The 23,193-nt window shown below is 41.4% G+C and carries 23 protein-coding genes; 11 read left to right on the top strand and 12 right to left on the bottom strand.

The features are described from left to right. Window positions 1-480 precede the first annotated feature (480 nt). The gene (locus tag OU792_RS14145) at window positions 481-624 is read left to right on the top strand and encodes a hypothetical protein (protein WP_274670515.1); all 144 of its coding nucleotides are present in this window, start codon (window positions 481-483) and stop codon (window positions 622-624) included. A gap of 344 nt (window positions 625-968) precedes the next feature. On the opposite strand, the gene OU792_RS14140 is transcribed toward OU792_RS14145, so the two are convergent. Then, window positions 969-1,529, bottom strand: a complete 561-nt coding sequence (locus OU792_RS14140; RefSeq protein ID WP_274670514.1) for a pentapeptide repeat-containing protein — start codon at window positions 1,527-1,529, stop codon at window positions 969-971. A 90-nt stretch (window positions 1,530-1,619) separates the two neighbouring features. Continuing rightward, entirely contained in the window at window positions 1,620-2,609 is a 990-nt protein-coding gene (locus OU792_RS14135) for a TlpA family protein disulfide reductase (RefSeq protein WP_274670513.1), read from the bottom strand. A 158-nt stretch (window positions 2,610-2,767) separates the two neighbouring features. Here OU792_RS14135 and OU792_RS14130 point away from each other — a divergent pair, with 158 nt between their 5' ends. From OU792_RS14130 to OU792_RS14120, 3 genes are all read left to right on the top strand, one after another. Continuing rightward, complete coding sequence (locus OU792_RS14130; RefSeq protein WP_274670512.1) at window positions 2,768-3,850, top strand: lipid II:glycine glycyltransferase FemX; 1,083 nt, start codon at window positions 2,768-2,770, stop codon at window positions 3,848-3,850. A gap of 34 nt (window positions 3,851-3,884) precedes the next feature. Next, entirely contained in the window at window positions 3,885-5,345 is a 1,461-nt protein-coding gene (locus OU792_RS14125) for a pyridoxal phosphate-dependent decarboxylase family protein (RefSeq protein ID WP_274670511.1), read from the top strand. A gap of 69 nt (window positions 5,346-5,414) precedes the next feature. Further along, complete coding sequence (locus tag OU792_RS14120; protein ID WP_134200069.1) at window positions 5,415-5,861, top strand: outer membrane insertion C- signal; 447 nt, start codon at window positions 5,415-5,417, stop codon at window positions 5,859-5,861. A 41-nt stretch (window positions 5,862-5,902) separates the two neighbouring features. On the opposite strand, the gene OU792_RS14115 is transcribed toward OU792_RS14120, so the two are convergent. The 10 genes from OU792_RS14115 to OU792_RS14070 all read right to left on the bottom strand — a co-directional run bounded on the left by OU792_RS14115 (window position 5,903) and on the right by OU792_RS14070 (window position 16,005). Continuing rightward, window positions 5,903-8,305, bottom strand: a complete 2,403-nt coding sequence (locus OU792_RS14115) for a TonB-dependent receptor (protein ID WP_274670510.1) — start codon at window positions 8,303-8,305, stop codon at window positions 5,903-5,905. Between the two features lie 75 nt (window positions 8,306-8,380). Beyond that, window positions 8,381-9,097, bottom strand: a complete 717-nt coding sequence (locus tag OU792_RS14110; protein WP_274670509.1) for a fatty acid desaturase — start codon at window positions 9,095-9,097, stop codon at window positions 8,381-8,383. A 53-nt stretch (window positions 9,098-9,150) separates the two neighbouring features. Then, window positions 9,151-9,996, bottom strand: a complete 846-nt coding sequence (locus OU792_RS14105) for a 4-hydroxy-3-methylbut-2-enyl diphosphate reductase (protein WP_026946120.1) — start codon at window positions 9,994-9,996, stop codon at window positions 9,151-9,153. Between the two features lie 121 nt (window positions 9,997-10,117). After that, window positions 10,118-10,825: a lycopene cyclase domain-containing protein gene (locus OU792_RS14100; protein WP_026946119.1), complete on the bottom strand. Its 708-nt coding sequence runs from the start codon at window positions 10,823-10,825 to the stop codon at window positions 10,118-10,120. Then, window positions 10,825-11,667 carry a phytoene/squalene synthase family protein gene (locus OU792_RS14095; protein ID WP_134200063.1) on the bottom strand — a complete coding sequence of 281 codons (843 nt, stop codon included), beginning with the start codon at window positions 11,665-11,667 and terminating at the stop codon, window positions 10,825-10,827. Before OU792_RS14095 ends, OU792_RS14100 begins: the two co-directional genes overlap by 1 nt. A 21-nt stretch (window positions 11,668-11,688) precedes the next feature. Then, the gene (locus tag OU792_RS14090) at window positions 11,689-13,173 is read right to left on the bottom strand and encodes a phytoene desaturase family protein (RefSeq protein ID WP_134200061.1); all 1,485 of its coding nucleotides are present in this window, start codon (window positions 13,171-13,173) and stop codon (window positions 11,689-11,691) included. A gap of 4 nt (window positions 13,174-13,177) precedes the next feature. Then, window positions 13,178-13,690 carry an RNA polymerase sigma factor gene (locus OU792_RS14085; protein WP_024284165.1) on the bottom strand — a complete coding sequence of 171 codons (513 nt, stop codon included), beginning with the start codon at window positions 13,688-13,690 and terminating at the stop codon, window positions 13,178-13,180. A gap of 213 nt (window positions 13,691-13,903) precedes the next feature. Next, the gene (locus OU792_RS14080; RefSeq protein ID WP_026946116.1) at window positions 13,904-14,800 is read right to left on the bottom strand and encodes a MerR family transcriptional regulator; all 897 of its coding nucleotides are present in this window, start codon (window positions 14,798-14,800) and stop codon (window positions 13,904-13,906) included. Continuing rightward, a complete protein-coding gene (locus tag OU792_RS14075) occupies window positions 14,797-15,243 on the bottom strand; it encodes a sterol desaturase family protein (protein ID WP_026946115.1) in 447 nt (148 codons plus the stop codon). The genes OU792_RS14080 and OU792_RS14075 overlap by 4 nt, the downstream gene beginning before the upstream one ends. Window positions 15,244-15,342: 99 nt before the next feature. Continuing rightward, window positions 15,343-16,005: a carotenoid biosynthesis protein gene (locus OU792_RS14070; RefSeq protein WP_134200059.1), complete on the bottom strand. Its 663-nt coding sequence runs from the start codon at window positions 16,003-16,005 to the stop codon at window positions 15,343-15,345. Window positions 16,006-16,096: 91 nt separating this feature from the next. Here OU792_RS14070 and OU792_RS14065 point away from each other — a divergent pair, with 91 nt between their 5' ends. The 7 genes from OU792_RS14065 (at window position 16,097) to OU792_RS14035 (ending at window position 23,001) form a co-directional block, all read left to right on the top strand. Beyond that, entirely contained in the window at window positions 16,097-16,399 is a 303-nt protein-coding gene (locus OU792_RS14065; protein ID WP_134200057.1) for a DUF4286 family protein, read from the top strand. A 2-nt stretch (window positions 16,400-16,401) separates the two neighbouring features. Next, window positions 16,402-16,866 (top strand): TspO/MBR family protein, encoded by a 465-nt coding sequence (locus tag OU792_RS14060; RefSeq protein ID WP_274670508.1) that lies wholly within the window; start codon window positions 16,402-16,404, stop codon window positions 16,864-16,866. Window positions 16,867-17,149: 283 nt separating this feature from the next. Further along, window positions 17,150-18,283: a DUF4221 family protein gene (locus tag OU792_RS14055; RefSeq protein ID WP_134200053.1), complete on the top strand. Its 1,134-nt coding sequence runs from the start codon at window positions 17,150-17,152 to the stop codon at window positions 18,281-18,283. A 3-nt stretch (window positions 18,284-18,286) separates the two neighbouring features. Beyond that, entirely contained in the window at window positions 18,287-19,447 is a 1,161-nt protein-coding gene (locus OU792_RS14050) for a DUF4221 family protein (RefSeq protein ID WP_274670507.1), read from the top strand. Window positions 19,448-19,458: 11 nt separating this feature from the next. Then, window positions 19,459-20,667, top strand: a complete 1,209-nt coding sequence (locus OU792_RS14045; protein ID WP_274670506.1) for a DUF4221 family protein — start codon at window positions 19,459-19,461, stop codon at window positions 20,665-20,667. Between the two features lie 36 nt (window positions 20,668-20,703). Continuing rightward, complete coding sequence (locus tag OU792_RS14040; protein ID WP_274670505.1) at window positions 20,704-21,846, top strand: DUF4221 family protein; 1,143 nt, start codon at window positions 20,704-20,706, stop codon at window positions 21,844-21,846. Between the two features lie 9 nt (window positions 21,847-21,855). Then, window positions 21,856-23,001 carry a DUF4221 family protein gene (locus tag OU792_RS14035; protein WP_274670504.1) on the top strand — a complete coding sequence of 382 codons (1,146 nt, stop codon included), beginning with the start codon at window positions 21,856-21,858 and terminating at the stop codon, window positions 22,999-23,001. The last annotated feature ends 192 nt before the right edge of the window (window positions 23,002-23,193 follow it).

The raw sequence follows: 23,193 nt of genomic DNA, 5'->3' as shown, positions 1-23,193 counted from the left end.
GAATATTTTTATAAAGCTGTAATAATGAGGTTCAAGGGAGAATTTTAACAAATCCAATAAAGATCAACGAAAGAGCAAATAGGTATGGGGGAGGTGCAAGCGTAGGATCTGTTGATGAAAGAGGTTTTGTCTTAAACGTTCAAGCAAAAAGCCAAAATAGACCCTACGGAGGTGGAGGATATTATGCTGCAGACGTTACCTTTGATGTAAGCTATCCTTGTAAAGTTAAAAAGGATGAGAAAACTGAATACTTAGATTTATTTGTAGGACAGGATGTAGTTTTTGATTTAGATCCAAACGATTCACCTTTATTTAAACGAGCTGAAATATCGTTTTTTGATGGATCGAGTTTGATATTTGATAACTCTATGCGGCAAATTGATTTTGTTAGTATATTTTCAAATGAGGCTAAAAACCAAGTAATAATCCGGCCATTGAATGTAATAAGATGATCATATTGTTTTTAACAACCACATAAATATGGCTGAATTCATTTGTTTTGGATATGTTCCTTTTGGGTATTATGTAAAAAATGTTAGGACTTGGAGCCTTTGTCCTGATGGTTATCAAATGGAGATTGAGAAAACTGGTGCAGAGGCAATCAGAACTTCAGGAACTCCATGAGTTCCTGAAGGGTATGTGATTGTTCAAATAGTTCAAAATCGAATTAGATATAAAGGGGCTTTATATGATATATATGTTTGCAGAAAAATAGGGCCAAATGAAATGACTATCTGTGATTGTCAGCCGATACCAGAAGGTTATGTTTTGGTAAGAGAGATTTCTTGGACCCCTTGTAGAGGTACTAGAACATGCTTATTTGCGAAGGCTTTTAAAATTAAGAAATTGATATAAAGATCTTCTTCTCAATGATCAATTACCAATGATCAATAACCAATTTTCAAGTCTCAAAACCCTTGGTCATTGAACATTGTCCATTGAGTTTGAAAATTGAATATTGAATTTGATCATTGAACCTTGATTCCCCACTTCCCCAACAATCCCGGCAAGCCTTCCAAATCAAATCTCGCTCCTTTGACTTTGTTGATCTCCGGATCGATTTGGTAGTGGATAGCTTCGCGGAAGTCGGCCTTTTCCAGATTACTTCGGTCGAAGACGGCTCCGCTAAGGTCTGAACCCTGAAAGCTCGCTTCCTGAAGCTCGGCTTGGGAAAAGTCCACCTCGAGAAGGTGGCTATGGATAAATCGGGATCTTTTCAGTTTGAGATTAAAGAAGTTGCAGTAGTCCAGCTGACAGTGGTCAAAGGTAAACTCAATCAAAATAGGATTGGCTGAATTGAAATGCACCCCGAGGATTTTGCATCGCTCGAATCGGACTTTCTGAAAAGAAACACCGGAAACCTTGGTATTGCTTAAATCACAACCCTTGAAAGTGCAATTTTCGAAGCTAGACCCATGCAGATTCAGATTGGCAAAGTTGCAGTTTGAAAAGTCACACGAATCGTATTCACCAATTTGAAAGTCAGAAGGACTGAGGTTTTGAAATGTCTGGTCGGAGTGAAAAGCCATAGTTTAACTACTGATATTTGAATTCCCACCAAGTTAATTAGCCTATTTGGAATATATGAGGTTTAAAAAAACTAAATGCTTTATTGAAAATTATTCGGGAAAACCCTTTAGCTCTTTCTCTAACTTCCTTTTCAACTTGCCCTTGCTGTAACCATTCCAAATGCTCTGAACTTCTCCGGAAGGATTAATTAAAACAAAAGAAGGAAATATTTCTATTTCAAAAAGTCTGGTGGCCAAACTGGTCCGGTCCCAAAGGTTGGTCCAAGTCATCAGCGCCTTGTGGTCCTTCCACTTTTCTTCCCAAATATTCCGGCTTTTATCATTCCATATCGTTACAAATTCCACCTCATTTCCATGTTTTTGATATACCTCGATCAATTCGGGAAGGGCTTTAATACAGCCCCCGCAGCCTGTGAAGGAAAAGTCCAAAAGAACGTATTTCCCTCTTTTTTCTTTAAGCCTAAAGTCCTCACCACTTTTACTTTCCAATACAAAATCTGGAGCTAATTGCCCTACTTTAGCCCGAGCCATGGTATTCAGACTCAAATAGGTCTTGATTTCATCTACTTCCCAGGTATCGGCTAAATGACTCGGAACTTGGCTAAGTAAAATCATCAATTCTTCATCGTCAAAAAGAGATTTATTTAAATTCAACATTCGAAGACCTACCAGCTTATCTAGATGACTGGAAATTAGGCTCTTTTTATTTTGATCATCAGCAAGCTCTATATCAGATTGGATTTGAGTAAATGGATGAGCAGGACTTAGTTGCCAACTTTCAGGTTGGTTGACATTTCCGCTAAGTGTGTATTCGCCCGATTCCATCCAAAAGGTTTTGCTGGCTCGTATTTTTCCTGATGTCAAAATATAATTGATAGAAAGTGTTTTTGGACTCGGCGAGGAGTCTGTTTCGACAAACTCGTAATTTTCACCATAGTAAAGGTTTCCCATGTTTTCACCCAGTTGAATGCCGATCATTTGATTTCCCGAAAAGCTCCCTTCCAGTTTGCTGATTAGCTTCGTTTGAGCTTGAGCTCCAAAACTTAAAATAAGGGTAAAAATAAGTATGCGTAAATTCATGGGCTGGTTATTTGCTTTTTGACTCTTAGTTTTACTGAAAAACAACGAAATAGTTACATATGGTGGGTCAAAAAAATCATCAGAAGATAAATCAATCCAATCCCTTTTCTTGCCCCTTACATCCCTTTCCACCAAATTAGCGATCAAACTTGGAGACATTGAAAGAGATAAGGCTTCACATCACAAATAATACAGACGACTGGAAAGATTGGGATCAATTTCTTGCTATATCCAAACGTGGCATTTACCTCCAACTCAGTGATTGGTTAAAAAGCTATCGAGCCTATGGTTTTGAAGGTCATTTGATCCTTTCTAAAGATCCTTCTGGTCAGATTCAAGGAGGGATGGGACTAGTTTTGGCTAAAGCTGGCCCGCTCAAGATTTTGGTGGCACCCTACGGACCAGTCTTGGATGAGGGAAAGGAAGATTTGTTTCCTGCATTTGTCAGTGAGTTTTATACTTTTGCCAAAAAAAGTGGGGCCTTTCTAGCGCAGCTATCTGCACCTATTGCCACGACTTCTGACTTTCAGGATCATTTTATGACTTCCCAGCCGGCCTATCCAATTGCACCGACTGGAAAAGGTCTGCTTTTTAAATATGTCACTGGTCTGTCTGCCTTCCGTGCGGTGAAGCTTTTTGCCGGAGAAAAAGATGCCTATGAGAAAGTGCGGTCAAATTACAAAGCCAATACTCGTCGGGATGTCAATAAATCCAATCGTATGGGAAATGAATTGGTTTTTGCAGAAAGTGTGGATGAAATCCAAAAAGCTTACGATCTGATAGAGCTTAATGCTGAAAATCAAGGCTATGCGGTGCGATCTTGGGATGACTTCGGACCTACTTTGATATCCTTGGTGAATTGTGGTCACTGCATGATCCCTTGCTGTCAAAATGAGGGTTCCTTGAAAGGAGCTTTGATCATTTTTGAAGCTGGACAAAAGCTGCACTACATCATGGGAGCGACACTTCGGGAAAAGAAAGACCTTTTGGTGGGTCACTTTCTCCAGGATCAGGTGATTCAGCTTGCTATTTCGAAGGGCTATGATTTTTACGATATTTCTATGGGTGGAAGCCCAGGAGTAGTCCGTTTTAAGGAAGGTTTTGGAGGGGAAGTTTTGCCCTTGCCTGAACCTCAGTATTGGGTCCTAAAGCCTGCACAGTTTTTTGCCTATCAAAAACTCCTCCCATGGGTTCAAAAAAACAAAACCTTTGTTTCCAAGATTGTAAAAAAATTCAAGTAAGAGCCTTTCTATATTCCTTTAAGCCATTTGCTTCATGAAAAACGAAACTGATCAAAGCCTAGATCCACAGGATTGGGAATCTATGCGTCAATTGGGCCATCAGATGATCGATGACCTCATCGACTATTGGAAAGGCATCCGAGATGAAAAGATCTGGAAACCTATACCCCAAGAGGTCAAGAAAGCGCTCGAGACCTCTATTCCCGAAAATGGCGAAGACCCAAAAGATGTCTATGAGGATTTTAAGCAGAATGTTTTCCCCTATAACAAAGGGAACGTACATCCCCGATTTTTTGCCTGGATTCAGGGAACCGGTACACCCCTAGGTACATTTGCCGATTTGTTGGCTTCCGGGATGAACCCCAATACGACTATCGGAGAACACTCGGCCATGTATGTAGATCGTCAAGTCGTGAATTGGTGCAAAGAGTTGATGGGCTTTCCAGTGGATGCCTCCGGAATTTTGGTCAGTGGAGGATCAATGGCCAATATCACCGCCTTGGCTGTAGCTCGCAATTCTCATGGTGAAGGAAATATCCGTGAAAAAGGTCTTGTTGGGAATGGAGAAAATCTAGTTCTTTATTGCTCCACCGAAACGCATTCCTGTATTCAAAAAGCAGCTGAGATTTTGGGCTTAGGAACTGATTCAGTCCGAAAAATTCCTGTGAATGCCAATTTTGAAATGAAGGTGAATCTTCTGGAAGAGCAGATTCAAGCCGATTTGACTGCAGGACTTATTCCCTTCGCTATAGTGGGTACGGCTGGGACTGTCAATACTGGAGCGATTGATCCCTTGGATGAGTTACTGGAAATAGCCAAGAAGTACAAGTTGTGGTTTCATGTGGATGGAGCATACGGTGCTTTGGCCAGGCTAGATCCGATATATGCAAGTCGGCTTGTGGCTTTGGAAGAGGCAGATTCGGTAGCATTCGATCTACACAAATGGCTTTATGTTCCTTATGAAGTGGGATGCACTTTAATTCGGGATGCCAAGAAGCATAGAGATGCGTTTGCTTTTACGCCAAATTACCTACTTCAGGAGAAGCGGGGGCTTTCTGGAGGTCCGGACCCCATCAGTCATTATGGTTTTGAGCTTTCCCGAGGTTTTAAGGCACTCAAGATATGGATGTCTTTGAAAGAGCATGGCTGGAAAAAGTATGCCCAAATGATTGCTCAGAATAATCGGCAGGCTGAATACTTGGGCCGATTGGTTGATTCACATGCACAGCTGAAATTAATGGCGCCAGTTTCCATGAGTATCACCTGCTTTCGAATGGTTCAACAAGGAATGAGCGAGGAAGAAATTCGAGACTTAAATAGGGAGATTCTTGTCCGGATTCAGGAGGAAGGGATTGCCTCTCCGAGTTCTACTATTTTGAATGGAAAATATACGCTTCGAGTTGCCAATGTCAATCAACGTACACGATTTGAAGACATGGATTTACTAGTAGATGAGGTCCTTCGAATCGGAAATGAAATTCTATCAAAAAAGTAAAAAGATCAAAATTGGTCTGATTTTCGATGTAATTAAAGTAACTTTTATCTAAACCTAAATTTTCAGCATATGAATTTCAAAAAACTCATGCTAGCAATGTTCTTTATAGGAACCTTTGCAATAGTAGAATCTCACGGTCAGGAATTGGGTCTCCGATTCGGAAATGTCAATGGAAATAATGTAGCATTGGACGCGGTCTTTTCCTTAGGAGACTTTAGTAGACTGCACGGTGACCTTAGCTTTGGAGGCGGTGGAGTCGGAATTGACCTGCTCTGGAATCCAATCTATCGTCCAATAGCAGATTCAGAATTTAATTATTATTTGGGCTTTGGACCTTCCTTGTTTTTAGGTGATCCTTTTCGATTGGGAGCTGCCGGGGAAATCGGAGCTGAATATGCTTTTGCGGACGTTCCGCTAGTAATTGGATTGGATTGGAGGCCCTACTTTATTTTGGTAGAAAACACCAATTTTGACGCCGGTGGATTTGGTTTGAATGTTCGTTGGCGCTTTAACTAAGAAAAATAAGCCAGATCAAATTTTACGATCTGGCCTTATTTTTAAAATTCGATGATCAAACCAATAGTAGGAAGAATATTCCCTGCTGTATTTTCAATCAATTTCAATTGATATCGACTTGGGTCATTGGGATTGACCACCAAGTCTCCCGCATCATCTCGCTCCGGAACTAGCAGTGGAGCCTGTTGTGCCTGAAAGTTGTATGCGTTTTGAATATCAAAATACCAGTTCAGGTTCCAGTTTTTGAAATAATACTTTTTGTCTACCCGCAGATCGAGCTGATGGAAAGCCGGAAGACGCTCGCCGTTGATTTGGGTAAAATCCAAAATTCCTTGATTCCGTAGATCCCAATTACTGATCAGTGCAGACTCTTCTACATCAAATGGTGTATAAGGCGTTCCTCCTAAATATCTCCATCTCGCACCGATTTCCCAGTTTTTCTTAAATCGTTTTCCAGCGGTAAGACTTAGAATGATCCGATTGTCCCAAGAGGAAGGAATGAAACCCTCGGTATTTGGATTGGTAAATTCACTTCGTACCAAGGTCAAAGCGGCAATTCCATAAAAGTCATTAAATAGACGCTGCTGAGCCAAAAATTCAATTCCGTAAGCACGTCCATCTGAGTTAGATATCACTGCTTCATTACCAATTACACCAAAGTCAGCCCCCAAGTTGGCGAGGGAAATTCCATTAAGTACAGAGGAAGGATAATTCGAATAGCGCTTGTAAAATGCCTCGGCAGTGAATCTTCGGTTTTTCTCAGGCTGTAATAATTCGATTCCTGCAATCAGTTGATTGTTGCGAATAAAACGAACATCATTTTGCTGATTGATCAATTCCCCTTCATTATTTCGGAATCCTAGGACCGTATATGGTGGACGTTGGTAATAGATTCCTGCATTGGCAGTTGCAAATAAATTTGGTTTGAGCTGATAGGAAACAGAGATTCGTGGGCTTATTTGATTCAGTGGATTTTGGGCAGTCCGACCAAAATCGGAGCCATCCATCCGAATTCCTCCTGTCAACAGAAGGCGCTCTCCGTCAAATGTCTTGCTTCCTGATACAAAGGCACCGTAGGAATTGAAATTACTAATGGAGCTGATGTCGATGACCTGCCCCGTGCTGGAAAGTGTAGCTCGGTCAAAGTTTTCGATTAGGTATCTCGAGTACTCATAATTTACACCGTATTTCAGCGTGTATCCAGTTCCAAAAATGGAGTTTTCCGCTCTCAATTTATTTTCGGATTCTTGAGAGAGGTAGTCAAAAATCAAATTGTCCTCTGAGCTTTCATCATTGTTGGCATATTTGAAAGAGCGGTTGTTCAGCATATTTCGGCTGAGTACAAAAGTCCAAAAACCATTCTCTCGAAAGCGCTTAAGCTTTAGTCCAGTTGCGTAATTCCACTGTTCTTGAATAGGCAATACTCCAAGGAGATACAATCGGTTTTCCCGTTCTTCTTCAGTTTCATCATCTGGGATATCCTGATTGAGCACAAAATTATCGATGGCTCCTACCCCCAAAAATGTCAACTCCGTCTTATCATTCAGTTTGGTTGTGGTTTTTACCTGAAAATCATTGAATGTCGGTAGAAAAGGCAGACCCAAAAGCCGAAATAACCCCTGCAAATAGGATCTTCTGGCAGAGAAAAGGTAGGTGGTTTTATCCCCTATGGGCCCTTCGTTGGAAAGAGTTAGCTCGGATGCTCCCACGGTCAATTGGGTAAACATCTCGTCTCTTCTTCCTTCCTTCAACTCAAATTCGAAGAAGGAGCTCAAAGAGTTCATTCGATTGGCTGGAAAACCTCCCGTGATGACATCTACATTTTTGATCAGGTTGACATTGAGAATTCCGACTGGCCCGCCGGAGGAACCTTGGGTAGCAAAGTGGTTGATAACAGGAACCTCTATTTCATCGATGAAAAACTTATTCTCGTTTGGCGCTCCTCCCCGGATCAAAATATCATTTCGGAAACTCGCTGTGCTGGCTACCCCCGGCAAAGATTGAATAACTCGAGAGATGTCCCGGTTTCCTCCCGGATAGCGCTCAATCTCATTGGTATTAAGTCTTCTGACGGAAAGCGGAGTTTCTTCTGATCGGGTAAACTCTGAACTTACCACCACTTCACTCAACTCGGAAGCATCTTCCTGTAGTTCAAAATCCAGCTGTATGGCTTTGGCCTGACTGACCTGGATTTCATACTTGGTGACAGTTTTATAGCCTACAAAACTTGCACGGATGTTGTAAAGTCCTGGAGGCACATTTTTGATTTCATAGTTTCCATCCACATCTGAAATGGCTCCTAATTCCGTTTCCAAGATGAGAACGTTGGCAAAAGCTACTGGCTCATTGTTTACAGGATTGAAAATTCTTCCTTTGACCACGCCTTGGGCTAGGATAGTGCCGGATAGAAAAATAAAAAGCAGTGAAAGTAGTTTTGTTTTCATAGTTGGTTTTATGACTACTATGAAAATCAATTTTATCAAAGATGGTTTCAGAAATCATTCAGATTTTGACAAAAATCATCGAAAATTAGCAGTTTGTTTTTCTTTTACCTGCCAAAGCCTCCACCAAGGCGTGCCCGGTGAGTCATGATGCTCGTAATGATATCCAAAAAAGTAACAGCTCAGGAAGGCCCAAAGATGGTTTTTGGACTGGGAATGTGAGTGATGCTCATTGGTACTTTCACCCCGATGTGGGAGATAGGTTCCAAAATAAAAAAGCTGTAAGGTGGAAAGAATCGCCGGCAACATCCAGAAAACAATCAGGTTTTCGGTTGGGAGAAAAAGCTTCAGAATATTGAAACTCACTGCCATCAGGAGTATTTGCCAAATAGTCACGTATTGCCGGATGAAGGATAAGTACCAAAGAAAGAAGTTGCCGGAAGCGTGGTAGTCCGGATCCTTGTCAGTGGCCACATAGCGATGATGCTCGTGATGCTTTGGGAAAAGCTTCCAATAGAAGTTGTAAGAGAATAAAAGGGCAGAAATCCAACCTGTCAAATGGTTCCAGCGCTTGTCAGAAGAGACAATCCCGTGCATAGCATCATGGGCTGTGATAAATAGTCCTGTGTAGAGGTGTGTCTGTACTAGGATTCCGAGGTAGGTCCAGGGGCTTTTCCAGCTTAACTCAAAATTCATCCAAAAGACCAAGCTAATAGCCCAAAGAATAATAATTGACCAAGCGATGATCAGTCCAAGAGGGTCTATTTTTCTGGAAATTGATTGAGTACTAGCCATGAATAAGGCTTGATTAGCAATTGAATTGGTAGAGTGAATCTACGCTAAAACGATCAATAGGTAAGAATTCGTTCCCGAACTTGCTCCATTAGCCACATGGGTGTGGAGGTAGCGCCGCAAATACCGACCGTATCATTGGTGTCAAACCAAGAAGGTTCGATTTGGTCTGGATTGGAGACAAAATACGTATTTGGGTTTTTTTCCTTGCAGACGTTGTACAAGACCTTGCCATTGGAAGACTTGGTTCCGCTTACAAAAACAATTTTGTTGTATTTGTCTGCAAATTCCCGGAGCTCCTTGTCTCTATTCGATACTTGACGACAAATAGTATCATTGGTGTTGACCGTGATACCGTTTTCCCGAAGGATTTGATTGATTTCGTAGAATTTATCGGTACTCTTGGTCGTCTGACTGTAGAGCGTCATATTTTTCGGAAGTGTGGCAATGTCAAGCTCAGAAATATCCTGAAATACCACCGCTTTGTTATTTGTCTGACCTAGTAGTCCAATTACCTCCGCATGCCCATGCTTTCCGTAGATATAAATGGTTTCATCCTTATCAAAAGAGTTTTTGATACGGTTTTGCAACTTCAAAACTACCGGACAAGAAGCATCTATCAGGGTGAGGTTGTTTTGTATGGATAGTTCGTAAGTCGATGGCGGTTCGCCGTGTGCCCGAATCAGGACCTTTTCGTTGCGAAGATTTTTGAGTTCTTCATGATCAATGATTTTGAGGCCTTTTCTGGTCAGTCGATTGACTTCTTCATCATTGTGGACAATATCTCCGAGGCAGTATAGATAGCCCTGTTCGTCCAAAATCTCCTCTGCCATTTCAATAGCATAGACCACTCCGAAACAAAAGCCTGAGTGTTGGTCGATTTCTACATGGAGATTTTTCATCTGTTTATGATTTTCTTTTATTGGCTACATAGCTGGTCCCGAATCTAATTCGGGAGAATCTCGCAAATTTATCATCCATTTTGGTGTTTTTTGAACCTAACCTGCTCGATTTCATATGCAATTAACTTGAGATCGGTTGAATTGTTTTTTGACTACGAATACCCTCAAAGAAGCTAATATTCATCAGCAATAGGGTCATCGAGTAAATACTGTCCTCGATGGGCACAGTCCAGATGCGAATTCCTAAGTTCTCTGCATTGTTGTAGATCACTACAGGCTCTTCAGTTACTCCCCCAGTCAAAATACCATTGCAAAGAAAAAAGGGAATTAAATGGACGAAGTAAGCAAATATAAATTTGCCTAAATACTTATCATTAAATATCAGAAAATGAATCAATAAGGCAAGGCCTCCTACAAGAAAGTTTACGGAGGTATACCACTTGTCCAAATGCAGAAGACCAAAACCAATCAGGAATGGTACCATAATGTAAACAAAGGGCTTGCCCAAATCCTGCAAGGGATCGGAAGGGAAAAAGTAAATAAGTACCTCATAAATGAAGATACAGGCAAAGGGAATTACCAGAAAGAATAGCCATTCTTCTACGGGTAAATTTATCAGATAAAGTCCAGAAATGTAGGTGGGATTAAATTCCCACACGCCCATATTGGTAAACCAGACATCCCAAATCAAAAAGAAGGCGGCAGTAATGAGCATCCCCGGTAGAATCATTCCCCATTTACTCGCATAGCGGATCCTGTGCTCAAAAGACTGAGCTAAGGGGTAGGAAATTGCAAATAGCAAAACACCGAAATACAGGTACTTTTCCATTAACTAATTCCAAGTTTGGTTCCGAAATAAGTTCCAACCAAGAGGGAAAGCTTTTGAGAATTTGGAATCCGAATACGGCGCTGGGTGATTACCTCAGGGGATAGGCCCTTTATTTTATCAAAAAGCTTTTGATAGTACAAATAGGCAACTTTTACCCCAAGTTTTGCACCATCCGGTAAGGCTTCAATCCCTACTAGTGCTTCATCAAAATCCTGTTGTATGTCCTTTTCAATTTCTGTTTTCACCAATTGATCGAAAAGCTGAAAATCTACCCCCGGAAAATACACACGGCCTCGCTCTTCATAGTCACTTTTCAGATCTCGCAAGAAGTTTACCTTTTGAAATGCTGCTCCCAGCTTACAGGCGGGATCTTTGAGTCTATCGTAATAGGCGGTGTCCTCACCGCAAAAGACTTTCAGACACATCAGCCCGACTACTTCCGCCGAACCGTAGATATATTCTTTGTATTTGGAGTCGTTGTATTTTTTGAAATCCAGGTCCATTTCCATACTGTGGAGAAAAGCCTCGATCAGATCCAAATCAATCTTATACTGATTGACGATGAGTTGAAATGCGTGTAGAACTGGATTAAGCGAGATTTTCTTATCGATAGCCTCATAGGTGTCAGCTTTGAAGCGTTCTAGAAGACTTGCTTTATCCTGATCGTGAAAGGTATCTACGATTTCATCCGCATAGCGTACAAAACCATAAATAGCATAGATGGGCAAGTGAAATTTCCTGTCCAGTGTTTTGATCCCTAAAGTAAAGCTAGTACTGTATCGCTGAGTAATCAGTCTACTGCACTCAAGGGTAGTTTGGTCAAAAAGTTCTTTAGCATCCATCGCAATAATATACCCATTTATTTACAGATTGTTTTCTTTCATCACCTCATTTGCTACCACTCCTCCCGAAATGAGTGAAGGTGGTACCCCTGGTCCAGGGACGGTGAGTTGACCTGTGTAATACAAATTTCGGACTTTTTTGTTTTTCAAGGCTGGCTTCAAAATCGCCGTTTGTGTCAAGGTATTTGCAAGTCCATAAGCATTTCCCTTGAAGGCATGGTAATCAGCCTTGAAGTCCGCATGTGCATAGGAGCGCTTGTAAATTACATGAGATCGAACTTCCTGACCTGTGATGGTTTCCAGCCTGTCCATGATGATATGGTAGTATTTCTCTCGCATCTCCTCACTATCCTCCAAACCTGGAGCCAAAGGAATCAATAGAAACATGTTTTCTTTTCCTTCGGGAGCCACTGTCGGGTCGGTAATGGAAGGAACCGAAGCATAGAAAAGCGGTCGCTCGGGCCATCTTGGATTTTTGTAAATAGCATCTGCATGTGGTCCAAGCGGCTCATCAAAGAATAAATTATGATGGCGCAGATTGTCCAACTTTTTATCAATTCCCAAATAAAAGAGCAAACTCGACGGAGCCATCACACGCTTATCCCAATAGTCTTCAGAGTAGTTGCTATATTTTGGATTGACTAGGTGCTTGTCTACGTGATGATAGTCAGCACCTGCTACCACGATATCAGCCTCGATTTTTTCCCCGTTGACCAGGCGTATTCTTTTGGCTACCCCGTTTTCGATTTCGATTTCTTCTACTTCCGCATCGTATTGGATGCTTACACCTTTTTCTTCAGCAAGACTCACCATTCCTTTGATGATTTCATGCATCCCCTTTTTGGGATACCAGGTTCCCAAAGCTATGTCTGCATAGTTCATGAGGGAATAAAGTGCAGGAATGTTTTCAGCCGTCTCGCCCAAAAACAATACAGGGAATTCCATCAGTCGGATGATTTCTTCAGACTTGAAGAATTTTCGTACGTGCTTAGCCATGGACTGAAAAATATCCATCCGTACCATATCTACGAGAAGCCCCGGAGAAGCAAATTCAAGGAGCGATCTGCTAGGTCTTTTGACCAAGTCATGAATGCCGACCTCATATTTGTATTTGGCTTGCGCCAAAAATTCATCGAGCTGCTTGCCTGCGCCAGGCTCGATTCCATCAAGCATTTTTTTGAATTCCTCTAAGTTGGCCGGGATATCCAATACTTTATCCTTCCCATAAATCACGGCATAGGAAGGGTCGAGCCTTAGTAAATCGTAGTAATCAGAAGGTTTTTTCCCAAACTTGGCAAAATAGTCCTCGAATACATCTGGCATCCAATACCAACTTGGCCCCATATCAAAAACAAACCCCTGATGTTCGAACTTACGTGCTCGCCCACCGGGGGTACTGTTCTTTTCTAAAAGGGTGACTCTACAACTTTTATTGACTGCTAAGTGGGTAGCTGCTGACAGTCCGGCAAATCCCGAACCGATAACCACCACATGCTTTTGGTTCATTTGATCAATTTTTGTGTCTATATACTACCAAATCCTCTTTTAGTAGCTTTCTGGCAATATGGATCCGATTTTTGACAGTTCCAATCGGAATTTGAAGCTTATCTGCGATTTCATGGTATTTGAAACCTCGGAAGTGCATCATGAATGGAGTCTTATACACATCGTCCAATTTCTGGATTGCATACTGGATATCGTCCATAGCGAAATTTCCGTAGGCTCCATTCTCAATTTGAGAATCACTGGAGTTGATATAATGTAGATTGTCAGTGGTATCGACGAATGTTCCTCTTCTCACCATTCGCTGATAATTGGTGATAAAGGTGTTTTTCATAATGGTATATAACCAGGCCTTCAGGTTAGTTCCTTCCGTGAATTTATCCCGGTTGGTAAAAGCTTTGACCATTGTATCTTGCAGTAGATCATTAGCATCATCCATGTCCCGAGTCAACTTGAGCGCAAAAGGCTTCAAGGTACTGGACAATTTGTTTAGCGAGTAACTGAATTCTAGAGTCGTCATGGTTGTCGGTTTGTGTTTTTGTTTAATCAAATGTAGCAAGGATTAAACAGAATCCAAACATTTTGTCTAATTTTTTTAAAAATATATTAAACAAAATAAAATTCTGAAGACTATTCTTGGGCTATATGGCCAATAATGGGGATAAAAGGCAAAAAAAGGGCAACCTGTGAAGATTGCCCTTGTTTAAGCTTTTTCAGAAAATGTTATACTTAATTATTTTTCCTGTGGAACGCGCTCTATTTCCTCAAGTCTTTCCTTAATATCCCGTATGTAATTAAGTTGCTCTACATTAGAAGGAAGTCTCAAATCTTGTCCGATGACCTGATATCCAGATACCAAAATCGTAGCTTCGCTGAACCTTTCGGATAAGTTGTCTAGGTATTCCTGAATCTGCTCTGCACTTGGAGAAGTCGTGACCACTGTCATCAAGTAGTCCGGCTGATGCATAGCATAGACGGAGTTTAAGTCTTCGTTCGGAGTATTTTGACCAAGGTAAATGACCTTATGCCCTTTGCTTTTGATCAAGTAGCAGGCAAATAGTAACGAAATCTCATGAAGTTCGCCTGCCGGTAAATAAAGTAGAAACTTCTTGCCACCTCCATTTGTCACTTGACCGTCTATTGCTACGATGAGTTTTTGACGAACAAGGTTGGAGATAAAGTGCTCCTGCGCAGGATTGATTGCTCCCGTCTGCCATAGCACTCCGATCTTGGACATAAATGGATAGATAATATTGAGCATGGTCTGCTCAAAGCCCAATTTTAGGATGTTGGAAGAAAGAATCTTGTCGAATCGCTCTTCATCCATTTCGATCATACTGATTGTCAGGGCATGTATCTGATCATCGTGTGTAAGTGATCGCTCAGTCAGCTTCATCACCTCATCTCGGAGCTCTTGATGCTCCATGGACGCTATTTTACTGATTTTGAAGCCATTGTCATTTAGCAAGGCCACATTAAGAATCAGCTTTAAATCCGCATCATCATAGTAGCGGATATTTGTATCTGTACGCTTGGGGCTCAGCAAATTGTATCGCTGTTCCCAAATACGAAGCGTATGGGCTTTTATGCCGGATAGTTGTTCGAGATCTTTGATTGAATACGTGCTCACTTTTCTTCTTTTTTAAAGAACTCCTTGGGTACTATAAATAAACCAAATGATATGGCATCATCCTTTTTGTTGGTGCGATGATGAGCTTGATGTGCTCGAAAAATTCCCAGCAAAAAAGAATTTTTCGGACGTTCAAACCATTTCAATCGCCGATGAACCAATACATCGTGAAGGACAAAATAGAGAACGCCGTAGAGACTGATTCCCATTCCTATCCAAAATCGGTAATCAAGATTTTCCAATCCAAGCAAAATCAAAACCACCGCGATACTTCCGAACAGCAAGGAAAATAGATCATTGAGTTCGAAAAACGAGTTAGAAGGCTGATGATGGGTCTTGTGAATCATCCAAAGTGGGCCATGCATCAAATACTTGTGGATAAACCACCCAGACAGTTCCATGAGGAGGAAACCCAGTATAGTAAAACCTATTGCTTCTATCATAATGCTTTCAACTGACAGGTTTTTGCTTATAGTATAAGCTGATTTGAGACCAATGTGTTTTGAGAATCAGTGTTTTAATTTTATGATTTAAATCAGAATTCAGACTACAGTAAAATTCAAAACTGTGAAAAATACGATTAATGTCAATAATAAAAGGAGTGCAATCGGGTTGAATTTTTCAAAATTGGCCTTCCGGAATATCAAGTGAACCACAAAAGACACCCCAAACCATCCTAAATAATTTTCTACCGGAATCACATCAAACTTCCAATACCAGAAATCCAAAGCAACGGCTACCGGCTCAATGATGTAATCAAGTGCGGTCATTGCCAAGGCCCCAAGAAAGGCCGCGTAGTAATCATTGGGGATCTTTCGAAAAACCGAGCCCGTCAAATAGGCGAGAATAAACCAATTGACCCCAATGATAATCGGGACATCCCAAAGCTTGGGCCCTAAAGTAGGTCCATAAACATAGTCTCCAAATAAATAGCCGGTATGAATCCCGATCAGCTCAGCGCCAAATCCAATCCAGAAGGCTGCTGCCGCAAAAATGGGAAAGGAATCATTCCACCCTCGGTGAAAAAGTAAAATGATCAATAAGCTACTCAATAGCTGTACCGGCGTGAGAGCCAAAAACCAATCTTGGTATTCCGGAAGTGATAATCCCAGGATTCCCACACCATGAAGCACCAAAATGACGATTCGGGCAATAGTCAATCGAAGGGTATAGCCGGAGCCTCGCTCAGGTACTACTTGATGCATAGCTAGCTGGGGAAAGGTTTTTTACTTGGGATTCGTAACTTTGAGTCTTCAAATTTGTTGGCAAAAAAACAAAAATTAAATCAAAAACAGGATGATATTATATAATGTGACCATTAATGTGTCCCCGGACATCGAAGAAGACTTCCTTCAGTGGATGCGTGAAACCCATATTCCGGAAGTGATGGCCACAGGAATATTTACCGAACACAAGTTCTGCCGACTGATCCATCAGTCAGATGACGGCAGTACCAATTATGCCATTCAATACTTTACCGAGAACATGGCCAAAATGCAGGAATACGAATCCAAGCATGCAAATGCACTCCGTGCAAAAACTCAAGAGCGCTATAAAGATAAGGCCTTAGCCTTTCGCACTTTACTTGAGATCCTGTAAGCATGCCCAATTGGCTCAAACTAATCATCAGCCTAATCCTACCCCAAGTAGCTGGGGGTACAGGTGCTTATTTCACCATCACCTCCATCAAAAGCTGGAATCAGACGATCAATAAACCTAGCTTCAATCCTCCGGGTTGGCTTTTCGGCCCGGTCTGGACCACACTCTATCTTTTGATGGGAATCGCTTGCTACTTGATCTGGAAGAGTGATCATCCGCAGAAAAAGCCGCTACTCATTCTTTACTTCACGCAGCTCGGCCTCAATGCCCTTTGGTCGCCGGCTTTCTTTGGGATGGAGTCTCCGATTTTGGGTTTGGTTGTGATTATTCCGCTTCTGGCTTTGATCGCTGTCTGTGTCAAAAAATTCAGGATCATTTCACCTTGGGCTTCGGGATTGATGATCCCCTACTTGGCTTGGGTAAGCTTTGCGACTATTTTGAATTTTTCAATTTGGTGGCTGAATTGATGGGAGAATAAAGTTTCGTGCTAATCTGAATAGCACATTTGGATAGTTTTTTTCACCTGATTGGCGGGAAACTTCAACTTTGCTCAGCGCAAGCGCTGGAAGTGGGAAGAGAGAGGCTTCCGGACTCTGAACTTTGAATTTATTATTAGCCAATGACCTTTCCATCTTGCGGAAAAAACGGATTTAAAGATGCTTTTTTCTAATTTAGATAGCATTAACATTTTTTCACTAGAATTTTAGCTTATTTATTTTAGTTTTAGAGTTTAGAATAAATGGCCTTTGTATGAAAATAATTTTTCGGGTGCTTCCCCTTTTGGTTCTCTTTGCTTGCTCGGAATCCAAAGAAAAAAGCAAATCCACCAATTTATTGACAAATCTGAGCCTAAGTATTGACAGTTTGGCTGTCGACTCCGGTAAAGAAATCTTTGTGCCAGATATGTTATTTTTTCAAGACCTGAGCCCTGATGGAGAGCGGGTATTTGCCTTCTATGAGCCAGATTTTGAGGTTTTTGAAATTTCTTTAAAGGAGATGAAGCTGATCCAGCGTCATCCTTTCCAGCGAGAGGGTCCAGATGGAATCAAAGGTTGGGTCAGTATTTTTCAAGCCCTACCGGAAAATCAAATCATGATTTACGATCAGGTCAGTCCTAACATTTTTAGCCTGGATGGGACCAAGGTTAAAACCTATGAACTTGACTTCGCAAAAATGATTGATTTCGAGCCAGATAGCCCCTTTTCTCTTCCCAACAATATGCAAATTAGCAAGGATCTGAATTACTTTTTTTCTCTTCCTGCCGAATTTGGGAAACCCATTTTAGGTTTGGCGGTATTTGATGTCCAAAAGGAAACTGGAAAAGTCTACAAGCTTCCAGCTTTTGATTTAGTTTCTGGTTTTCAGGTGATTTTTCAGCAGGGAAATATGGCCTCCTTTTTCGGAGATGGCGTTCGCTTACAACTGATCAATGACCAGGTACTAATCTTTTGTAACTCTACGGCCCAAATTTATCGCTATGATTCTAAGCAGGATTCTTTAGAGCTCATTGCTTTCGAACATCAACTCGTCGAAAATCAAAAAACCGGGACTTTTCCCACGGAAGTCGATTCCCGCGAAAGACAACAAGAAGTGGCCAACCAAATCCGTCAGCAAATCAGCTTCGAAAAGTTTTATTGGGATGATAGCCGAAATCTCTACTTCCGCTTTGGTACCAAAAACTACCAAGTTTCTCCTGATGGCAAAGAACGGAAAGCGGATTGCTACCTCTTTGCCTATGATGAAGAATTTCAGTTAGTCGGCGAGAAATTTTTACCAGACTTGACCAGAGTCCCTTATTTCGGTTATTTCATGAATGGTGATTTTTACAGTTATTGGCCCATGGGAGATGAGGCCGGCTTTGTCAGATTTCAATTTAATTTCTAATCGATGAATAGATTCAACTTAATCACGTTGCTTTTTCTACTTTTTTCCTGTTCGGAAAAGGTATCGGAGAAAAATGAACAAGGAGCAATTCAAACTCAAACCTACACTGAAAACCAACTCGAAAACCTCCAAATCACTTTAGATACCCTCAAAGTCGATGTGGGAGAGGAATTGGTGATTTCTAGCGCCTACTATGGTTTTGGACTAAGTGAGGATGGCAATTCTATCTTTTTTTCCGAAAGCCAAAGTTCTGAAATTCATGAGATCGATCTAGCTGAGTTGAAACTCTTGCGCCGAATACCTTTTGAGAAGGATGGACCGAATCGCGCTCCTGATTTTGTAGAAAGCTTTGACGTGCTGCCCAATAATGAGTTTTTACTTGCCAACTACGCTATTCAGGCGATTTACAATGATCAGGCAGAAAAAATCCAAGACCTTAAGTTACAAGCTGAAGAGTACGACGGGATCGATGAATCATTGGGAGGCTTGCATTCCTCGCTTGCGGTGAGCCCGGATAAGAAAAAGGGTTTTTCCCTTCCAGCGCCTTTTGGAGAGTTCACCGCGGGGTTGGCTTTCTTGGACTTGGAATCCAAAACAGGGGAACTGCTTGATCTTCCAGCATTAGACCTGACCCAAAATTTCCAGGTCACTTTTTCCCAAAATGGCGGAATGACCACTTCGGGAGATATGATTCGCATGAAAAAAATAAAGAATCAGCTTGTCATATATTCCGGAAGTACGGCCGACATCTATCTATATGATATGCAGAGTGATTCCTTGATGTTGCTGAAATTTGATCATCAACTGGTAGAAAACCAAAAGAAAGGAACCTTCAAAACTCAAGCAGCCTCTCAGGAAGAGCGAAGAGAGATTTCAGCGCAGATTCAAAGGCAAATTAGCTTTTATGGATTCATTTGGGATGAAAGCAGACAGCAGTATTTCCGCTTTGGGGTCAAGAAAAATGGTCTTCGCGAAACCGGAGAACCATTGCCTGACGATGTGTATCTCTTCAGCTATGATCCGGATTTCAATCTATTGGGAGAAAAGAAAATCGAAGAGCTGTCCAATGTTTTTTTCAACGGCTTCTTCTTTGACGGAAAGATATACAATTACAGACCCGTGGATGAAGACCCAGGCTTTGTAGTAATGACTTTAGAATTTTGAAAAAACCTTTTATGAAAAAAATCCTTTTTCCAACCCTAATAGCTGCCTTGGCTTTCTCCTGTGGAGGAGAAAATGAAAGCAGGGATTCCCAGCCCAGGAATATTCTGGAAAACTTCTCCTTCACTGTGGACACCTTAGTCGTAGATCCAGGCGAGGAGATCATCAATCTGTCACAGGGGATCAGAAGATCTTCGCTTTCTGATGATAAAAAATTCCTCTATGTCGTTGACAATACGAGTACCTTGGTCAATAAGGTCAATCTGGACAATTTGAAGCTGGAAGCTATTCTCCAGTTCGAAAAAGAGGGCCCCAATGGGATCGGAGAATATCTTTCGTCATTTGATGTGTATCCAGGCGAGGAGTTTTTCTTCGGTAGCTTTCGGACTTCAGGTCTGTTCAATTCCCAAGGGGAAAAAATCATGGATTTGACTCCCAAGGCAGAGGAACTGGAGATTGAGGGGATCAAAGAAGAATTTGAATATTCGCTAACCAACCACCTAACGCTCTCAAGCGATAAGAGTGAAATGTATGCGCTACCGGGGGATTTTTTGGAAGGAACTAGAAAGCTGATAAAAATAGATCGGGATTCTAAAACGGGAAAATTATTTGATTTACCGGCCTTGGAGATTGCTGGGCAATATCGGATCGTGCTTCAGTCCGCGGAGGCTATGTCAATTTATTTGGAAGATGTCGTTCTTCAAAAAATCAAGGATCAGTATTTTCTGACAGCCGCACCTACCAACAAAATCTATCGCTTCTATCCAGAGCTGGATTCTCTTCAGCTTTTGGAATACAACTTTACAATTGTAGCCAATCAAAAGGAAAAACCCATCAGTAATACGGTCTCTTCACAAGAAGAATTCCAGTCAGAGATGGAAAAAGCAAGGATTCAGATTGGTTTCGAGCCCTTAATTTTTGATGATAAGAATCGACTTTTTTACAGATTTGGGCGGACCTATAAACCGAGAGAGGATATCGAGCAGCCTCTAGTGGCTACAGTTTTTCTTTTTGCTTTTGACGAAAACCTAAACTTCCTGGGTGAAACCGAAATCCCGGAATTAGAAAATACTCCAAGTAACGCCTTCTTCAAAGACGGCAAGCTTTGGTCCTATGTCAATGTCGATGATGAGCTGGGCTTTGCGGTGATGGATTTTGAATTAAACATGAAGAACGGAGGGGATCGAAATCCTTCTGAGAAGGAATTGAATATCAATAATTGATAACTGGAGATTGAAGACTGTTTTAAATCTGATTTTATGCAAAGACTGATTGTATTGCTCCTCTTCCTTTTTTCTTTAGGCTGTGGAAGCAAATCGTCTGAAAATGCAGGTGCGGATAATATCCTGGAGAAATTGACTTATTCGGTGGATACTGTAGTGATTGATCCCGGCGATCACTTGATCAATCTTCAATTTGCATTACTCAAGTCAGACATTTCTGAAGACAAAAAATATCTCTTTCATTTGCATCCTTCTAATCAGGTGCTTTCAGTCGTCGATTTGAATGCCTTAAAGATTGAAAAGCAAGTTCAATTTGAGAAAGAGGGCCCTAATGCGATGCCTGAATTTGCTATTTCTATTCAGCATCTAGCGTCGGATAATTTCCTTTTTCTGGGAATGCAAAATTCAGGGGTCTTTGACTTGAGTACTAAAAAAGTAAAAGAAATCCACCGGGATTCGATCAGATTGGAAGGAGTAAGCACGGAAAAGACCTACTCCTACTTTTATCAATTGAAAGCCAAGACAAAAGAAAACCTTTTATTTTCGATCCCCTATGATGTCGAATCGTCCCGGTATAGCCTAGCGATTTTTGACATGGATTCTTTGAAAGGAAAGGTGATTGGATTGCCTGAATATGGCTTTCTGTCTCAATTTGAGTTGATTTTAAGAGAGGGGAGATCATATTCTGCGGCAAATACTGCCAGTGTGATGCTGAGTACTTTTCCGGAAGAGGTCATAATCCATTCTCAAGGGACGAGCAGCATCTACAGGTATGACGTTGAAAGAGATTCCCTGGAGTTTAAGGCTTATAATCATACCCTCGTCCCCAATCAAAAAACAGTTCCTGTATCTCGTGAACTAAAATCTAAGAAAGAGTTTGATGAGGTTGTGAATTCGACTAGTGGACAAATATCTTTTGGGGACATTTTATGGGATGAAGCGCGAGGTTTCTTTTTCAGATTTGCTTCAATCCGCAAGCCGCTCTCCACTCCCGAATCACCGGTAAGAAATGATGTATTTCTATTTGCCTATGACAAAGAATTCAATTTAGTGGGAGAGTTGGAAATGAAAGAACTGGACTTCCAACCTTCTTGGCCCTTCTTCAAAGATGGCAAGCTTTGGTCTTATGTCAATGTAGATGATGAACTGGGCTTTGCGGTGATGGATTTTAAATTTTAAACCAACAAAATGATGAAAAAACTACCAATTTACCTTTTAATCCTTACCCTTTTTTCTTGTGGTGGAGATCCTGAAACTTCTAAGGCTACCCGAGACCTAGAGATCACCTACGAAATCGACACGGTGATGGTGGATCCCGGAGATCATTTCTTTTTTCTCAACTGGGGCTTGGGGATTGCTGATGTTTCGGCGGATAAAAAAATGCTCTTTAACCTCAACCCTCAAACTTTTCTGCTTGAGATAGTTGATTTGGATGCCTTGGCACTGAAGGAGACTGTCCAACTAGAAAAAGAAGGTCCTAATGGAGTTGGTGGAGGCTTTATCAGCAAGCTTCAGGTGTTGGATAATGGCAATTTGCTTCTATTCGACTTTCAAAAAATATTTGAAATCACCCCAAAGGGAGAATTAGTCCGGAGCTATGAGTTTGACAAAAGCAAACTGAGCGGGTATGATTTTGGTGAAACGGATGAAGTGGAGACCATGGGGATTTTTTCTCCTGATGGGAAGCGGTTTATAGGTCAATTGACCGATGAGGACTTCAAAAAACCAGCCAAAGGATTGGCTTTTGTGAATACTGAGACCATGGAAATTCAAGTGGAGGAGACTGATGCGATTTCCAAACTGGATGAATATCGAATCATGTTTGAGATGGGGGGAAATTCTATGATGTCCACCGGAGAGCAGGTATTCATGGATGTGATCGCTGGTGATTTTGTGTTTTCCAATACTGGATTCAATGAAATCTATGTGTATGATTTTGATGCTGACTCCCTGATTCACTACCAATATCAGGCTCAATTAAGTTCCAATGAGCGAATATTGGATTATCCGCAACGAGTGGAAAGTAGGGAGGCCTTGATGGAGGTGATGAAGGAAAAGAATGAGCAAGTTCGCTTTGGTCCACTTATTCCCCAGCCTGATAAAAACCTGATTTGGAGACTGACCAAGGATAAGGATCGGATGATTGCAGATTCGGTGATTTACAAGAACGTTGTCACTGTTTTTGACTCAGATTATCAAATGCTTCATGAAGAGGTCGTTGAAAAATTTCCGGGTTCAAATATGTCTTTCTTTAAGGACGGGATGTTGTATGCTTATATCAATCTCGACGACGAAATGGCTTTTGTTAGGGTGAAGCCGAGTATTTCTGAATAAGACCTCCTGTAGGAGAAAAAAGAAGCAAAGCTATAGGGTTTGAAATTTTAAGGGGAAAAAAATCCCGCTTATCCACGCAGAAAAATTCACGGATTAGCGGGGATTGAGTCCATTAATGCTTCCTTTGGTCGAAAATCAGCGGTTGTCTGCGCATCAAATCAGCGGAAATCAGCGGGTGATCTTTTGAATGCA

The sequence above is a fragment of the Algoriphagus sp. NF genome (genome assembly GCF_028823735.1).
GTDB lineage: Bacteria > Bacteroidota > Bacteroidia > Cytophagales > Cyclobacteriaceae > Algoriphagus > Algoriphagus marincola.
This window is presented reverse-complemented; position numbering and strand designations above follow the sequence as displayed.

What these genes read in the sequence shown, in the direction of transcription:
- OU792_RS14145 (WP_274670515.1), top strand. Translation starts at nt 481, where the DNA reads ATGGCTGAATTCATTTGTTTTGGATATGTTCCTTTTGGGTATTATGTA.
- OU792_RS14140 (WP_274670514.1), bottom strand. Translation starts at nt 1,529, where the DNA reads ATGGCTTTTCACTCCGACCAGACATTTCAAAACCTCAGTCCTTCTGAC.
- OU792_RS14135 (WP_274670513.1), bottom strand. Translation starts at nt 2,609, where the DNA reads ATGAATTTACGCATACTTATTTTTACCCTTATTTTAAGTTTTGGAGCT.
- OU792_RS14125 (WP_274670511.1), top strand. Translation starts at nt 3,885, where the DNA reads ATGAAAAACGAAACTGATCAAAGCCTAGATCCACAGGATTGGGAATCT.
- OU792_RS14120 (WP_134200069.1), top strand. Translation starts at nt 5,415, where the DNA reads ATGAATTTCAAAAAACTCATGCTAGCAATGTTCTTTATAGGAACCTTT.
- OU792_RS14115 (WP_274670510.1), bottom strand. Translation starts at nt 8,305, where the DNA reads ATGAAAACAAAACTACTTTCACTGCTTTTTATTTTTCTATCCGGCACT.
- OU792_RS14110 (WP_274670509.1), bottom strand. Translation starts at nt 9,097, where the DNA reads ATGGCTAGTACTCAATCAATTTCCAGAAAAATAGACCCTCTTGGACTG.
- OU792_RS14105 (WP_026946120.1), bottom strand. Translation starts at nt 9,996, where the DNA reads ATGAAAAATCTCCATGTAGAAATCGACCAACACTCAGGCTTTTGTTTC.
- OU792_RS14100 (WP_026946119.1), bottom strand. Translation starts at nt 10,825, where the DNA reads ATGGAAAAGTACCTGTATTTCGGTGTTTTGCTATTTGCAATTTCCTAC.
- OU792_RS14095 (WP_134200063.1), bottom strand. Translation starts at nt 11,667, where the DNA reads ATGGATGCTAAAGAACTTTTTGACCAAACTACCCTTGAGTGCAGTAGA.
- OU792_RS14090 (WP_134200061.1), bottom strand. Translation starts at nt 13,173, where the DNA reads ATGAACCAAAAGCATGTGGTGGTTATCGGTTCGGGATTTGCCGGACTG.
- OU792_RS14085 (WP_024284165.1), bottom strand. Translation starts at nt 13,690, where the DNA reads ATGACGACTCTAGAATTCAGTTACTCGCTAAACAAATTGTCCAGTACC.
- OU792_RS14075 (WP_026946115.1), bottom strand. Translation starts at nt 15,243, where the DNA reads ATGATAGAAGCAATAGGTTTTACTATACTGGGTTTCCTCCTCATGGAA.
- OU792_RS14070 (WP_134200059.1), bottom strand. Translation starts at nt 16,005, where the DNA reads ATGCATCAAGTAGTACCTGAGCGAGGCTCCGGCTATACCCTTCGATTG.
- OU792_RS14065 (WP_134200057.1), top strand. Translation starts at nt 16,097, where the DNA reads ATGATATTATATAATGTGACCATTAATGTGTCCCCGGACATCGAAGAA.
- OU792_RS14060 (WP_274670508.1), top strand. Translation starts at nt 16,402, where the DNA reads ATGCCCAATTGGCTCAAACTAATCATCAGCCTAATCCTACCCCAAGTA.
- OU792_RS14055 (WP_134200053.1), top strand. Translation starts at nt 17,150, where the DNA reads ATGAAAATAATTTTTCGGGTGCTTCCCCTTTTGGTTCTCTTTGCTTGC.
- OU792_RS14050 (WP_274670507.1), top strand. Translation starts at nt 18,287, where the DNA reads ATGAATAGATTCAACTTAATCACGTTGCTTTTTCTACTTTTTTCCTGT.
- OU792_RS14045 (WP_274670506.1), top strand. Translation starts at nt 19,459, where the DNA reads ATGAAAAAAATCCTTTTTCCAACCCTAATAGCTGCCTTGGCTTTCTCC.
- OU792_RS14040 (WP_274670505.1), top strand. Translation starts at nt 20,704, where the DNA reads ATGCAAAGACTGATTGTATTGCTCCTCTTCCTTTTTTCTTTAGGCTGT.
- OU792_RS14035 (WP_274670504.1), top strand. Translation starts at nt 21,856, where the DNA reads ATGATGAAAAAACTACCAATTTACCTTTTAATCCTTACCCTTTTTTCT.